General features: G+C 50.2%; 12 protein-coding genes. 8 read left to right on the top strand and 4 right to left on the bottom strand.

Annotated elements, in window-relative coordinates; translation table 11 throughout:
- Nucleotides 1-105 precede the first annotated feature (105 nt).
- Nucleotides 106-363 carry a hypothetical protein gene (locus SH451x_RS08835; RefSeq protein WP_479362086.1) on the bottom strand — a complete coding sequence of 86 codons (258 nt, stop codon included), beginning with the start codon at nucleotides 361-363 and terminating at the stop codon, nucleotides 106-108.
- A 543-nt stretch (nucleotides 364-906) separates the two neighbouring features.
- Between SH451x_RS08835 and SH451x_RS08830 the strand changes: the two genes are divergently transcribed.
- Both SH451x_RS08830 and SH451x_RS08825 read left to right on the top strand, forming a co-directional pair.
- Nucleotides 907-2586 (top strand): GumC family protein, encoded by a 1680-nt coding sequence (locus tag SH451x_RS08830; RefSeq protein ID WP_479362085.1) that lies wholly within the window; start codon nucleotides 907-909, stop codon nucleotides 2584-2586.
- A 138-nt stretch (nucleotides 2587-2724) separates the two neighbouring features.
- The gene (locus SH451x_RS08825; protein ID WP_479362084.1) at nucleotides 2725-3900 is read left to right on the top strand and encodes a sugar transferase; all 1176 of its coding nucleotides are present in this window, start codon (nucleotides 2725-2727) and stop codon (nucleotides 3898-3900) included.
- 76 nt (nucleotides 3901-3976) lie between these two features.
- Here SH451x_RS08825 and SH451x_RS08820 read toward each other — a convergent pair whose 3' ends face one another.
- Complete coding sequence (locus SH451x_RS08820; RefSeq protein WP_479362083.1) at nucleotides 3977-4483, bottom strand: DinB family protein; 507 nt, start codon at nucleotides 4481-4483, stop codon at nucleotides 3977-3979.
- Between the two features lie 174 nt (nucleotides 4484-4657).
- Entirely contained in the window at nucleotides 4658-5404 is a 747-nt protein-coding gene (locus SH451x_RS08815; RefSeq protein ID WP_479362082.1) for a superoxide dismutase, read from the bottom strand.
- A gap of 227 nt (nucleotides 5405-5631) precedes the next feature.
- Between SH451x_RS08815 and SH451x_RS08810 the strand changes: the two genes are divergently transcribed.
- The gene (locus SH451x_RS08810) at nucleotides 5632-6558 is read left to right on the top strand and encodes an alpha/beta hydrolase (protein WP_479362081.1); all 927 of its coding nucleotides are present in this window, start codon (nucleotides 5632-5634) and stop codon (nucleotides 6556-6558) included.
- Between the two features lie 175 nt (nucleotides 6559-6733).
- On the top strand, nucleotides 6734-7144 hold the full coding sequence (locus SH451x_RS08805; protein ID WP_479362080.1) for a hypothetical protein: 411 nt from the start codon (nucleotides 6734-6736) through the stop codon (nucleotides 7142-7144).
- Between the two features lie 92 nt (nucleotides 7145-7236).
- Here SH451x_RS08805 and SH451x_RS08800 read toward each other — a convergent pair whose 3' ends face one another.
- The gene (locus tag SH451x_RS08800; protein ID WP_479362079.1) at nucleotides 7237-8001 is read right to left on the bottom strand and encodes an SDR family oxidoreductase; all 765 of its coding nucleotides are present in this window, start codon (nucleotides 7999-8001) and stop codon (nucleotides 7237-7239) included.
- 372 nt (nucleotides 8002-8373) lie between these two features.
- Here SH451x_RS08800 and SH451x_RS08795 point away from each other — a divergent pair, with 372 nt between their 5' ends.
- The 4 genes from SH451x_RS08795 to SH451x_RS08780 all read left to right on the top strand — a co-directional run bounded on the left by SH451x_RS08795 (nucleotide 8374) and on the right by SH451x_RS08780 (nucleotide 14315).
- A complete protein-coding gene (locus SH451x_RS08795) occupies nucleotides 8374-8718 on the top strand; it encodes a YciI family protein (protein ID WP_479362078.1) in 345 nt (114 codons plus the stop codon).
- Complete coding sequence (locus tag SH451x_RS08790) at nucleotides 8715-9245, top strand: VOC family protein (RefSeq protein ID WP_479362077.1); 531 nt, start codon at nucleotides 8715-8717, stop codon at nucleotides 9243-9245. The genes SH451x_RS08795 and SH451x_RS08790 overlap by 4 nt, the downstream gene beginning before the upstream one ends.
- 15 nt (nucleotides 9246-9260) lie before the next feature.
- Nucleotides 9261-10490, top strand: a complete 1230-nt coding sequence (locus tag SH451x_RS08785) for an RNA polymerase sigma factor (RefSeq protein WP_479362076.1) — start codon at nucleotides 9261-9263, stop codon at nucleotides 10488-10490.
- A 726-nt stretch (nucleotides 10491-11216) separates the two neighbouring features.
- Nucleotides 11217-14315, top strand: a complete 3099-nt coding sequence (locus tag SH451x_RS08780) for a DUF1592 domain-containing protein (RefSeq protein WP_479362075.1) — start codon at nucleotides 11217-11219, stop codon at nucleotides 14313-14315.
- Nucleotides 14316-14320: the final 5 nt, after the last annotated feature.

Raw genomic sequence — 14320 nt, 5'->3', positions numbered from 1 at the left:
CTTGCTGTTTTTTTCTAGGGGTTAATTAACCCTAGCAAGTATCAGTTGACGCGACGTTACAAACCTGCTGCGTGTAAGTCACTGGTTCGGTCTTGAGAGATGGGATCAGACTTTGGAATCGAGCAATTTTGCCACAAGTTCTGGCTTGTCTTGGGCTCGCAGGTGCGCAATTCGGTCAGGCGGGATGCCCATCTTCGCCAAGTGACCGGCCACGTTATCCCAAACCTTTTCCCGTTTCTTGCCCTCGGCAAGATATAGCTCGGTAACTAACTCGCCGACGCGCTGAATCGCAATTGACTCGCGATTGTTGTAGTAATTTTTGATCGCTTGTTGCTGGAACCGCGAATAATTTTCCATGGCCATTGTTCGAGCACTCCCAATAAGGTTGCAATTTGATCACTGGAACGATACCGGAGATCGCTCAAGCGTCAACCATTTGCGGCTTTGCGAGGCCGGCAAACGGCGAGTCCAGCTTACATTTCGCCCTTTCCGAGCCGCGACTTGAGGCGATCAGGGCTCCACTATCCCAACTGACCAACTGCGGTAACCGATAATTTGGGAGATTTTTCGACGCCTTCTTAGGCGAAAGCCCACTATACGGAGGGCGTCTGCCCACTTATTTAAGGGTTACGGCGGGCAACCTTAATTCAGCGGAAGGTTTGTGTTGTGAACCTAAAAGTTTGAGCGATTCTATGTTTCAAATCTTTTGCAAGCGCAGTTACCGAAAAGCAAGCCGAACGCTGGGAAAATCTTATTCAATTTAAGAAAGCTATTCTGTTTAGCTCAGATTCGATAGTTATGATAGGTCGGTTGAAAAGGGCGGAAATGCGGGGAGACCCGTCGCTGAATTCGGAGTTCGAATCCTGCCTGTGGTACAAACCGTTCGCTATGAAGGCGTCCTATCGAATGATCAAACGAAACGAACAATTCCTTACGATTTCGCAAATTTTTTCCGCTATTACGCGGCGATTCTTTAGCGTCATATTCGTCGCCGGAGCGCTCTCCGTTGCCGGCTTGATCATGCTCCTGTTCCTTCGCGACGTATACACCAGCGAAGGTGAGTTCTACTTAAACGCCGGCCGTGGAACTGTCACAATCGATCCAACCGCCACGACGTCGCAAGTTTCCAATCTCATGGACACTCGCCAATCTGAAATCCAGTCGATCAAGGACATGCTCGGCAGTCGCATCATGCTTGAACGTACGGCCCGTCGCGTTGGACTCGATCGCATGCTTGAGCAACGTTCCGGCTTCGAGCTGCAAAAAGAAAAAGTGATGAATTTCATCGAAACGTATCTTGGCGTTAAGGATGAAGTCGACGATGGGATGACTGCTGAACAAGTTGCTGACCTTGAGCGACTTCAGGGAGCCGTCGAATACATCGCTGATCGTCTATCGATCACTGGAGACAAGGAAGGCAACACAGTTCAACTCAAGGCGAAAGCCAATACGAGCCTGCTTGCCCACGACATTGTTGAAGCGTTGATGAGCGAGTTTCAAACGCACTATGTCAACGTTCACAGAACTGCGGGATCGCAAAATTTCTTCGTGAAAGAACTGCAGTCGACGCAAGAGAAGTTAAAGGAAGCCGAGAATAACTTGGCGGACTACAAGAACAAGATGCGAGTGCTCTCGGTCGAATCGAAGCGAGACCTGTTGCACAAAGAGTCGGAACTTCTACAAGACGAGATCTTGAAATCGGAAGCCGAAATCACATCGCGATTGGCCGAAATTGCCGAGCTGAATTCAATGATTGAAAAAGAGCCAGCGATGATGAGCGTTACAGCGACTGCGCGTTCGAACGCTGCCTCTGATTCCATGCGCGGCGATTTGTACAAGCTTGAAATTGAAGAGAGTGAACTCGCTTCTCGTTACTCAGATGAACATCCAAAGTTAGTGAAAGCTCGAGAAGCCCTTAAGGTTGCTCGTGAAGCTTTCGAAAACCAAGATTCGCTGTTCGACGAAAAGGCCGACGCAGTCAATCCAGTTCGCCAAGAGCTAACGATCACACGGCTTAAGTCAGCGAGCGCTGTTGAAGCGTTAAAAGCCAAACTAACTTCTCTGAATGAAAAGCTTGTTAAGAACGAGGAGAAGATCCTTCAGCTCAACAGCGATGAAATCTTCGTTGGCGAACTGACTCGAGCCGTTGAACTAGCACGGGACGAACTTCACCAGTATAGCCGCAAGCGAGAAGAGTCACGCCGACAAGCGGACCTGGATGAAGCGATGATTACTGCTCTCCAAATAAGCCATCCTGCGACTCACGTAATCGAGAAAAGCGGTCCCCCCCGACTTCTAGGCCTGTGCATTATCTGCGCTGGAGCGTTGCTGTTCGCATGTGCTCTTGCCGTGTACCGCGAATCAGTTGCAAGTATGGCCGATGATGATCTTTCGCCAACCGCAGCTTATGGTGGTCGCTTAGAAACCGCTGGACTCCACGATACACTGAATCATCATGCGAAAGCCGCAGAGTACACGTTGCTGTCGGGCAGGCTGAATGGAACTGGGACAGCAAATGGGGCAGAATTGTTGGACAAAAAGTCGAGCAAGATTCAAGTCCATGTAAGTGAAAATATTCGCGGATAATAGTCACCGCCGCGCTGAATGAGACAACGATTGACATCGGTCGAGAGGCCGCAAACTAGAAGGTAGGCCCTAAACGCCGCTCCTTCTGCACAAGATTACACAACTAAGATTTTTCATCCTTTTTCGTATTTATTCAGTATGTCATCCGCTTATGTGCCGGTGAAAACAGATTCTGTGGCGCAAACCGCAGGGCCTAAAGCTATTGTGCACTCCGCATTGCTGTCTGCGAGTCAGATGCGATTAACGATCGCGAAAGAACGAATGCGTTGCGACCGTTTTGGCCATCGCTTTGGTTTAATCGTGACGCAACTTCACTGCTCCAAAGCTGAGTACCGCAAACGGCTAAAGCAGTTCGCGGCGATTTTAAATCAACGTTTGCGTCTGACCGACGAGAGAGGCTTCTTGGAAAATGGGGAGCTTGCCATACTGCTTCCCATGGCGGACAGGGCCGCAGCCCAGGTCGTTTTACAGTCAATTACGGATCTAGCTGCGGAAAAAGGAATTGCATTCCGTGCGAAAATATCGATCTATCCTGAATCAAACCGTGATCTTTTGGACGATCTGACGCAAACGACCGACGAAGATTGTCACGACTGCTTGCCTGAAGAATCATCCTCCGGAATCTTGTCCAGCGAGCGAATTGAATTTTCGCCCCCAATTCCAGTCACGTACAAAGTCGTTGCTTTAGGAGAGGCTACTAAGATTGTTGCACCTCCCTACCCTCGGTGGAAGCGTTCTTTTGACGTGGCTGCTGCTAGCGTTGGACTACTTGCAGCCGCGCCAATCATCGGAGTCGCCGCGATTGCAATTCGACTTAGCTCAAAAGGTCCCATCTTTTTTCTTCAACAGCGTACCGGACAGTTTGGCGAGACGTTCAATATCATCAAACTGCGCACGATGGTGCAGAACGCAGATGAACTGAAAGCTTTGTTGCGAGAGAGCAATGAGCGTGACGGGCCGGCCTTTAAAATGACGGATGACCCGCGCGTGACTCGCGTCGGAAAGATTTTGCGTCGCACCGGATTCGACGAACTGCCCCAACTGATCAATGTTCTAAAAGGCGAAATGGCGGTCGTTGGTCCCAGGCCATTGCCATGCGACGAAGACGCTCAGTGCGATCAGTGGCAACGCCGCAGGCTAGATACCAAGCCGGGTTTGACTTGCTTCTGGCAAATCGCAAAGAGCCGCAAAATTCCGTTTACCGAGTGGATGCGCATGGATCTTCGTTACAGTGACAAGCGTTCGATTACTTGTGACGTGGCTTTGATTCTCAAGACTTGCGCGTCCGTTGTGCTAGGTCGTGTAGGGCACTAGCAACAGAAATTCAGCCTGTCGTGCACCGCTCTGAAGTTCGGTGCATTATCTTGTTAGCGATTTAATATCTAGCGACCTAAGCTTTGTCGTCGCCGGACGGGCCATACATTCCTGGGACGGGAATATCGTTTAAGCGCAGGTAAACGCACAGATGAGCCCGATGGTGAATCGTATGGTTAATTACCCATGTCCGAACAACATCTCGCTTTGTCATCGTCATCAACGCTTGGCCGCCGGAGTGGAGTGACCAGGACTTAGGAAAATCCTCGTCTTTTGCGGACAGTAGTGTTTTCCTAGCGGAAGCAACGTTGTTATCAAACAGTTCCAAGATCGCTTCACGCGTTGTCAACTTTGGAGTTTGATAAGGTTCGCCGTCGACCGGATTGATATCCCAAACGTCGCTTGCAAAAGTGCCCTCGACCCAGCCGGGAATTTCCGCCAAGTGACTTGCAACCCAACCGATGGTGTTCGATTTTGGATGAGCTTTCCAGTCAAGCTTCTCAGTCGGTACATTTTCTAAAACACGTCGGGTGTTTGCCATTTCGGCATCGAATTCAGGCATTAGGTCTTCAGCAATTGTCATATATCCTCAGTGCAATAATTAGTAACAAGCAAATCCGCCTGTGTTCGTAGTACCGCCTTGCGGCGGCATTTCAATTTCCCAGACGGCACAATAATCAACTTTAACAAAATGGAACTTGCAGCAATGCGACTCCAAGCTCGCTCACTTCATCAAAGCCCACGAAAATAATCCAGGCTACGCGTTCGCTTCAGCAAAATTCTTAGCAACCTGTTCCCAATTCACGATCTTCCAAAATGCCGAAACATATTCTGGGCGACGATTCTGGTAATGCAAATAATAGGCATGTTCCCAGACATCTAGTCCAAGAATAGGCGTCTTGCCAGCTGAGAGCGGACTGTCCTGGTTCGCAGTTGCTACGACTTCCAAACCGCTATCGCCTACCACCAACCAAGCCCAACCGCTTCCGAACTGTCCAGCCGCCGCTGCATTGAACGCAGTCTGCATTTTCTCCAGCGAACCGAACTTGGAGTCAATCGCGCTCGCCAGTTTGTCCGTTGGCTGTTTCGAACTAGCAGCCGGGGTAAGAACCTTCCAGAACAACGAATGGTTTGCATGACCACCGCCGTGATTGCGGACAGCACCGCGAACGGATTCAGGGACTTTGTCTAAATTGCGAAGCAAGTCTTCGACGCTTTTACCAGCCAGCGACGATTGCGATGCAACTGCCTCGTTTAGTTTGTTGATGTACGCTTGATGGTGTTTCGAATGGTGAATCGTCATCGTTTGTGTGTCGATTACTGGCTCAAGCGCATCGTATGCATATGGCAGTGGCGGCAGAGTGAAACCTGTTGACGTTTGCGCGAACGCTTGGCTCGCTGGCAGCGACACAATGGAAGCCGCCGCGGCTACGGCAGTGGTGGTCGCGATAAACTGTCGACGTCCGACGCGAATGTTGTTGGCAGGCTGACTTTCGGAGCTCATACAGATTCCCTTTTAACTAGCAAAAATGGCAAGTGTTAACATATTCAGTAAATCGCATAGACGATTCCATCATCAAACTGAACCGTCGAGTATACCACCAGCCATTCGTGCGAACCACCATGCGGAGGCCGCGGGAATAAATGGGCGCCGTGGCAAAACGCCGAGTTTCGGCCGCTATAATTGGGCTCTTAGTAGTTTCAGCTGTTTCGAAGTAATGGATCGATCCCATGCGCATTCTTTCGTTTCTTGGCTTATTTGGGCTTGGGTTACTCTCTGTTCTACATTTAGCTGCAGAAGAGCCCAAGGTTCTAAACGTTTGGCCTGGCGAGACACTTGGCGACTTGGGCTCGATTGGAGCGGAACGCGTGCGGTCTCCAGATGAAGCACCAAGCTTGGATGCGAAGTGGATCACGAACGTTACGAAGCCAACAATTTCAATTTTCCCCCCTTCCGAAAATACCGCCAGAGCCGCAATCATTATTTGCCCAGGTGGAGGCTATTGGAATCTTGCTTGGGATCTAGAAGGTGAAGAAGTAGCGACTTGGTTGAACACCTTGGGAATCACTGGAATCGTCTTGAAGTATCGTGTACCGCGCCGACCTGGGCAAATAGAACCATTGCCTGCGCCCGGGCCGCTGCTGGACGCGCAGCGAGCCGTACGATTGGTCCGAAATTCAGCAGCAAGCTTGAATGTTGAACCTGATCGCATCGGGATAGTTGGCTTTTCGGCGGGGGGACATTTGTCGGTCGCAACAGCTACGAATTTTGATCAACCAGCGTACGATTCAATTGATGAAGTCGATCAGAAGAGTTGTCGTCCAGACTTTGCGGCCGCGATTTACCCAGGTTACCTCATTCCACAACCGGAAACGGGCGAAGCTTTGGCATCTTATATTCGGATCCCCCAGGACACCCCGCCCGTTTTTCTTGTCCATGCCAGCGATGACAAAGTAGCAAGTTCCGAAAACAGTGCCTTGATGTATCTAGCACTCAAACGCGCCGGAGTAGAGTCCGAACTGCACATTTACTCTCGTGGCGGGCACGGCTTCGGTGTACGCGAGAGTAGCGAAACATCGGCCGTCCACGCATCACTTTGGAAAACTCAATTCGAGAATTGGCTCCGTACCATCTCGATCCTGCCACCTATCGATTAGCACATAACCTAGTAAGTTGTTTTGTTAGGCTAGACCGCAAGCCCTATGACTTTACCAACTCCTCACAACAATCTGTTCATATTCGCGCTGTCGCACATTCCTGCCGCGCGGAGTCTGATCGAGACTCGTTTTTGCAATCGACGCTACAGTTGCAAAATATGGTAGAACCGATCAATTGCCAAGTCGGCTTGGATCGATTCTGGAGTCACTTGTTAGCTCTTACCCGGGTGGTTCGGCGGAAGCGATATTGATCAAGGACTGGATCGTAGCGATAGGAGTCTATGTCATGAGTGTAATCAAATCGATAACGCTAGATGATTTCGCGGCGAGCCTCAAGGGCGTCTGGCCAGTGCAAATTGAACCGGGATCTTTAGCAGATAAGCTGCTGGAGAAAGGCAAAGACGAAGGAATTATGATAGGTGAAGCACGTGGGATAATAAAAACTCTGCAAAGTGTGCTTGGAGTCGAGGTCCACGGCGAAGATATGCTCCGGGCTATGTCACTGGAAGAATTGAATCGTGCTTGTTATAGATCTTCGCTCCAAACTGCTCGGAGATGCAACAGAAAACGATTCGAAGTAAACTAGCTAGTTCAAAAACGAGACATTGTGAAAAGTTGAGCGAACGAAGAGACTCTATCGCCTTTCAACTCAATTAAGTAATAGCTAGACCGCTAGACTTAAGGATAATCTTGTCGAGTTGGACGGACGACAATGTCGCTGACGTGCACGTGTGGCGGTAGCTTGACAAGGTAGTCGATCGTGTCGGCAATGTCTTCGCCGTAGATCAACGGTCCAAACTTTTCGTGAAACGTTTGCACTTGAGCATCGCTATAGTTCGCTCCCTTTTGAAAACCACTCACGACAACTCCAGGCTCGACTAGCGTTACTCGCACACCTTGAGGACCAATTTCACGTCGCAAACTTTCCGCAATACTATGCACAGCGAACTTGGTCGAACTGTAAACGGCGCTAAAGGGAGAAATATTGCGGCCCACGACCGAACCGATCAAAACGATATCTGACGCATACTTTGGAAAAGGGCGCTCAGGCAAACGTTCGATCATTCGTTTCGCAGATCGCTGCACAAGATTTAATAGTCCCACGACGTTGATGCGCATGACTTCTTCGAACTCCGTTAAATCCGACGTCATGACCGTCCCGCCGAGCCCTCGACCGGCATTGGCAATGACGAGATTGGGATCTTCTCCAAACGCTTCACCGCAGGCTTCAAACATCGACTCGATAACATCATTTTGACTAGCATCACCTTGGACACCGCAAAAGCTGTTACCGAGCTCTTGTTCGAGTCGCTCAAGCTTTGATTCATTCCGCCCGTTGCCGATCACGCCGTAGCCTGACGCGACCAGCTTTCTCGCCGTGGCTTCGCCTATACCAGAAGTTGCACCTGTTACAATTGCTACGCGAGGATATTTCGTTGTCATTTCCTAGTCCTAAACGGTAATATATTGCGCCTCGCCTTTCGCAATATCGTTGCACCGAAACGCCTCGTTGTACACCGCAAATCACAGAGTAAGTAACAGGGAAGATCTGGAAAGAGGACACGGGCAAAACAGTTGGGCACTGGCGATGCTACGTGGCGTGCCCTCATACTGATGCGTAGATCAAAAGTCTTCCAGCCACCCGGGAAAGCAGTGACGAAGCCTGATGTCAATGTAGAATGAGTTTTGTGACTTATGGAGCTTTGTCGAACAAAAAATATTACCAATCTGCTGAGTATCTTGTCCATTTTGTCATGCGCTAGTTGTCATAAGAATGTACCACCAATTTTTCGCTAAAGAATCAAGGAAACCTAGATGGATGAATATGCTCTTGTGATGCGACACCCTAATGCTGGCAAGCTCGTATCTCCCGAACAGATGCAAGAGTGGATGAAGCAGACAATGGAATGGATCGAAACCATGGCTGCTCAGGGGAAATATGTATCGGGAACTGGGCTTCAATTCGATGACGCCTGCGTAGTCCACTCTGACCAGGTAATCACCAACGGCCCCTTTGGCGAAATCAAAGAAACCCTTGGTGGATTCATTGTTGTCAAAGCTGAATCGATCGATGAAGTCGTTGAATTCGCGCGACGGAGCCCTGTTCTAATGGGCGATGGTAACTCCATAGAAATCAGGCGAATCGCGAGGCAAGCATGAAAAAACATCGATTTGCGAAAGCATCAACGCTGATATTGGCGGTCGCTGCTAACATTGCCACAGCACAACTGGCAACATTCCCACAAGATTCAGGTAAAGACGCACCAATAGTGACCGCGAAACTTTCATCATACTTGTTTTTTGATGGAAACTGCGGAGAGGCCATGGAGTTCTACAAATCTGTGTTCGGTGGTGAACTGGTTCAATCTTTGGTTGGGTTGTCGCCTGGGAAGGATATGTTTCCAGAGAAACTGCATGGGCGAGTTCTTAACGCGAACTTGCGAACTGCTCAAGTCGACATTTCCGCGTCCGACTGGCTTCATCCCACCGAGAGGCCAGTTCGAGGAAATATGATATGCCTATATATTCGCGGTGGTACGCCAGATGACTTGATACGCATATTCGAAAAGCTCTCTGTTGGAGCTACCGTTACTGACCCGATTCGCAACGAACCATTCGGACTATATGGTGCATTGAACGACCGATTCGGCGTCCGATGGATGTTCCAAACAGATTTGGCGAAATAAGGGGAATTGAATCCAATGACTCGCTTCAGTACCGAGAAACTGGTTCCTCATCTGTTTCGCACAGAGTTCAGCAAAATTTCGGCTGTGCTGATCAAGCGTTTTGGACTGTCCATGATTGATATGGCAGACGATATCGCAAGTGAAACCTTTCTTGCAGCTCTGGAGTCATGGAAGTTCAACGGAGTTCCTGAGAATCCGACTAGCTGGTTGTATCGAGTCGCAAACAACAAGGCCATCAACCATCTTCGTCGCGACAAGAGGCTGCAATCGACACAACCAGCTAGGCTCGAGTTGATCGCCGACTCGGAGACCGCGATCGATTTGTCGCCCGAGAATGTCTTCGATAGTCAACTTCGAACGATGTTTGCACTGTGTCATCCGTCGATTCCCTTTGAGTCACAAGTCGGTATGGCTCTTCGCATTCTATGTGGTTTCGGTATTGAAGAGATCGCTACAGCATTCTTGACGAACAAAGAAACAATTAACAAGAGGCTTTATCGAGCTAAGTCGATTTTGCGTCAGGGCAAGATCGACTTTGATTTCCCGGGCCAGGCACAACTTGAAGAGCGAATGGAAGCCGTCCGAACGACATTGTACCTACTCTTCAATGAAGGCTACTATTCAGAAACTCAAGCCCAACCTCTGCGTGAAGACCAATGTTACCAAGCAATGCGTCTTACCGAAATGTTGCTCGACCATCCGTCAACCAATTCGCCTGTGACGGAATCACTTCTGGCTCTCATGTGCTTTCACTCCTCACGATTCGGGGCGCGAAAAACCGCAGTTGGCTCAACACTCCTGTACGCAGATCAAGACTTCAATCTATGGAATCAACAATTGATATCACGCGGGGCCACGTTGCTTCACAAAGCATCCTCGGGAAGCGTTCTGTCGCGATACCATATCGAAGCCAGTATTGCGTACTGGCACACGATTCCCCACGACACGGAAGAAAAATGGACTAACATCGTACGCCTTTACGACTACCTTTTGGGGTACGAGCGATCTTCAGTGATTCTTTGGAATCGAATCTTTGCGATCTCCAAGTTGCGTGGATGCGAAACGGCATTGCGAGAAGCCGAACAACTACCAGAATCCAATAATCGTTTCTATTTTGCGTTGATGGCAGAGCTCTATAGTCGGCAGAAACCCGATAAATCGAGACAACTACTGGAAGCCGCATTATCGCTAACTAACTCACCGTCTGAACGCAGCAACCTTCAACAGCGAATTGATCGCCTTTGAGATTGCAAAATGTTAGCGGCTCCGCCAATTCTGAACTGCTAGTCACACATTTGCAAGTAGTTGGGGATTGAGCTCTGAGGCGCTAATAGCGCAGAGCTCACGTTCTGTCCTATTTTCTGCGTATTGCGATCTAATGTTTTGAGAATTCAGGCGTGATTTTGTGACAGGCGGGGTGTTGAAGCGATCCGCTTCCGAAGGTGGCAACCGCGATGCAATCTAAAGATATGACTTCGGTTTGTGGACTCGTCTTTTTGGAAGCATCGCGTTGCATTTCTCGCGAGCACTGCCGATTAACTCTAGACTGCGTTCGCAGCATGGTCCTGAAATGGGTGCCTCGTCTCGCATATGCCGCAGTTATGCTTTTACTACATGCCGCTACTTGCGATGATTTACACCGCGTTTGGAAGGTGTATACTGGGTTTGTTGCACAAAAGCGTCAGTATACTGAGTTGGTTGCTGGCTGATGTGCAATCCTGCCTACCTTTACCCCACCAATACAAAAGAAGCCGGCTTCTGTCGCGGTTGCGCCTTGTGATTTTCAAAGGCCCGTATTCCCTTTGCTTTCTCTAATGTTCAGCTACTAATTTCGAGTCTTGGATCCTTCACCGACAATCCAGTGCTCTTATTCTGAGCAAGTCGGTGTTAAGTTACGACATGGAAATGCAGAGCACACGGTTACGAACCCCCGCGGCATCGCATGCTTTTATCTTAGGTCTTTGACTACCGATGACCACGCAACTTGAAGGTTCAACTTCGATAATAGCTCGGTGCATGAGCGCCAGCTTAGCACTGCTGCTCGCTTTCGGCTCAGCACTAGTCGCCGAAGAAGGGGTCGAGCCATTGATTACCGACGCCGCCTTCCAGAGTCAGATCGAACCACTGCTAAAACAACACTGCTACGATTGCCATTCGGGTGATTCGGCCGAAGCCGACATTGCACTAGACTCTGTTCGTTCGGTCGACCAACTGCGTGGGCAGATACCGATGTGGCTGAAAGTGCGGGCGGTTCTTGATAGCGATCAGATGCCTCCACCGGACGCTGAACCAATGCCAACGGAGCACGAAAAGCTGCTCGAAAGCTGGATCAAGTCGTTCTTACAGCAAGAAGCGACTTCCCGAGCTGGCGATCCAGGGCCGGTGATTCTGCGACGATTGACCAATGCAGAATACTCTTACACGATACGTGATTTAACCGGAGTCGAATCGCTCGAACCAGCTTCTGAGTTTCCCGTCGATGGTGCGGCTGGCGAAGGATTCACGAACACTGGCAGTGGACAAGGCATGTCTCCAGCTCTCGTGCAGAAATACTTCGACGCTGCAAAAAAAGTGGCAGAACACGCAATGCTGGTACCGACAGGCGTACGTTTCTCGCCGGCGACTTCTACAAGCGACCAAGCGATTCAACTGCAGGCCGACATTCGGGAGCTCTACGCACGCCACACCGAACGTAGCGAGGGCAATTCAATCAGCGTTGAAGGAGTGGGGGCCATTTCCAATGAAGGCGGCGGCATTCCGCTAGCCGCTTATCTGCGAGCGACAATTGAATTACGTGACAATGCTGATCCCACGCCAGAGAGTATTGCTGCGATCGCTCGTCGTGAAAACCTCGATGCAAAGTACCTAACCAACCTCTGGAACCAACTGACGGGATATGACACTGCTAGTAACGCGTTGCCGATGGCTAAGCTGCGGGAGGCGTGGCGAAAAACGACGAACGATAGCCTGCCTCATTTGATCGGAATGATCAAAACTGCACAAAGTGAATTGTGGAAGTTCAATTCGATCGGCCACCTGGGCCATCAAGGCGGGCCCAGTCGCTGGATGGAACCAGTTCCGATCAACTTGGACGCACACACGTTTCGTGTCGAACTACCACAGTCTTCGGAAAACCTGGTAGTTACCTTGTCGGAAACGGCGCTCGGCCTCAATTCACATGCGCCTCAGGTGCATTGGCATGACATCCAGCTAGAGTATGCGGCAACCGATGCGTCTCCAGCCCGATCAGTCTCGCTTACCGATCTGTATGCGCAACGCACACCCGCAGTATCAAGCGATTCGGTAACGAAAGCAAAGTTCACAATCCCCGGCGACCTACTTCCCGGCGCTACACTGACTCTAACGGCCAAGCTTGCAGATGGTTCGCAGTCGTTCGGAAACGTCGCAATTGGCGTGTCAACTTCGAATTCATCGCAGCAACCTGAAAACTTGCTGATGAAATACCTTGTCGGCACAGACGGACAACTTCGTACGACAGCTAATGCCGCGATCGATCAGTTTCGCGAACTCTTTCCTGCCGCCCTTTGCTATACAAAAATAGTGCCGGTAGATGAAGTAGTGACGCTGTCGCTGTTTTATCGTGAAGATGATTATCTAAAGAAATTGATGTTGGATGATGCAGAATCAGCAAGACTTGATCAATTGTGGGATGAATTGTACTTCGTAAGCCAAGAGCCTATTGCGTTGACCGTGGCATTGGAACAGCTTTCCGAGTTCGCTACTCAAGATCGCGCGGATCTCGTCGACGTCTTTGCGGAGAAACGTAAACCGATTGCAGATCGAGCTGACGCATTCCGCGCCAAGATGATCGAGAGCGAGCCGGTTCAGATCCATGCAGTGGTTGACTTCGCCGCAGCGGCTTGGCGTCGACCGCTGATCTCTTCGGAACGGCAGGAAATCTTCAGCTTCTATCAGACGCTACGTTCAAAAGATCTTTCGCATGACGCGGCGTTGCGGTTAGTGATTGCGAGGCTTTTAACCGCCCCTTCGTTTCTCTATAAAATCGAAACACCCGGGAGCGGCGGCGAAGCGACAGCGATTCCAGCGCACGAGCTTGCATCGCGATTAAGCTATTTCTTATGGTCGTCGATTCCAGACAAGTCGCTCACTGATGCGGCCCCCGCGTTGGTTACTGACCGAGCGATTGCGGCTCAAGCGAACCGCATGCTCCGAGATCCACGCATGCGTCGTTTTGCGATACAGTTTGCTTGCCAATGGTTGCACCTTCGCGATTTCGATCAGAACGATGACAAAAACGAAGAGGTCTTTCCGGAGTTCGCAGGACTTCGCGGTGATATGTACGAAGAGACCGTCTTATTCTTTGAACATCTCTTTCGCAACGATGGCTCGGTGCTCGACATTTTGGATGCAGACTACTCGTTCGTGAATCCTCGTCTAGCAGCGCACTACAATTTGCCTTTACCAGATTCAGATAACTGGCATCGCGTTGAAGGGGTGCGAGGTCAAGGTCGAGGCGGAGTGCTTGGTATGGCTTCTGTCCTGGCAAGCCAATCGGGAGCTTCGCGTACAAGTCCCATCTTGAGAGGCAACTGGGTTTACGAAACGTTGCTTGGCGAACGACTGCCGCGGCCGCCTGCAAATGTACCGACTTTGCCGGAGACGGTTCCAAGCGGTCTGACGGCTCGGCAACTGATTGAGCTGCATAGTTCGGAGCCAGCTTGTGCTAAATGTCATATGCACATCGACCCATATGGCTTTGCGCTTGAGGGTTACGATGCGATCGGTCGCCGATTGACAGACGCCGGTGATGTGACAGCGACTTTAGAAGATGGCACTGAAATCGAAGGTCTCGGCGGATTGCGCGACTATCTGGCGAATCAACGCCGTGATGATTTTGTGCGCCTCTTCTGCCGCAAGCTGTTAGGCTACGCGCTTGGCCGAGAAGTCATGTTATCAGATGAACCACTACTCGAAAGCATGCACGAATCTCTTCAGCGTAGCGGTTACCGAACCAGCGTGGCAATTGAAGCCATCGTTACCAGTAGTCAGTTCCGCAACATCCGCGGTAGCCAATTTTCAGACAACTAAGCCGT

Source organism: Njordella aestuarii, assembly GCF_056494165.1.
Note: the sequence above shows the minus strand (reverse complement) of the source record. Positions and strands in the feature narration are given on the sequence as shown.

Coding starts and splice junctions, on each gene's coding strand:
- SH451x_RS08835 (WP_479362086.1), bottom strand. CDS start 363: ATGGCCATGGAAAATTATTCGCGGTTCCAGCAACAAGCGATCAAAAAT.
- SH451x_RS08830 (WP_479362085.1), top strand. CDS start 907: ATGATCAAACGAAACGAACAATTCCTTACGATTTCGCAAATTTTTTCC.
- SH451x_RS08825 (WP_479362084.1), top strand. CDS start 2,725: ATGTCATCCGCTTATGTGCCGGTGAAAACAGATTCTGTGGCGCAAACC.
- SH451x_RS08820 (WP_479362083.1), bottom strand. CDS start 4,483: ATGACAATTGCTGAAGACCTAATGCCTGAATTCGATGCCGAAATGGCA.
- SH451x_RS08815 (WP_479362082.1), bottom strand. CDS start 5,404: ATGAGCTCCGAAAGTCAGCCTGCCAACAACATTCGCGTCGGACGTCGA.
- SH451x_RS08810 (WP_479362081.1), top strand. CDS start 5,632: ATGCGCATTCTTTCGTTTCTTGGCTTATTTGGGCTTGGGTTACTCTCT.
- SH451x_RS08800 (WP_479362079.1), bottom strand. CDS start 8,001: ATGACAACGAAATATCCTCGCGTAGCAATTGTAACAGGTGCAACTTCT.
- SH451x_RS08795 (WP_479362078.1), top strand. CDS start 8,374: ATGGATGAATATGCTCTTGTGATGCGACACCCTAATGCTGGCAAGCTC.
- SH451x_RS08790 (WP_479362077.1), top strand. CDS start 8,715: ATGAAAAAACATCGATTTGCGAAAGCATCAACGCTGATATTGGCGGTC.
- SH451x_RS08785 (WP_479362076.1), top strand. CDS start 9,261: ATGACTCGCTTCAGTACCGAGAAACTGGTTCCTCATCTGTTTCGCACA.
- SH451x_RS08780 (WP_479362075.1), top strand. CDS start 11,217: ATGACCACGCAACTTGAAGGTTCAACTTCGATAATAGCTCGGTGCATG.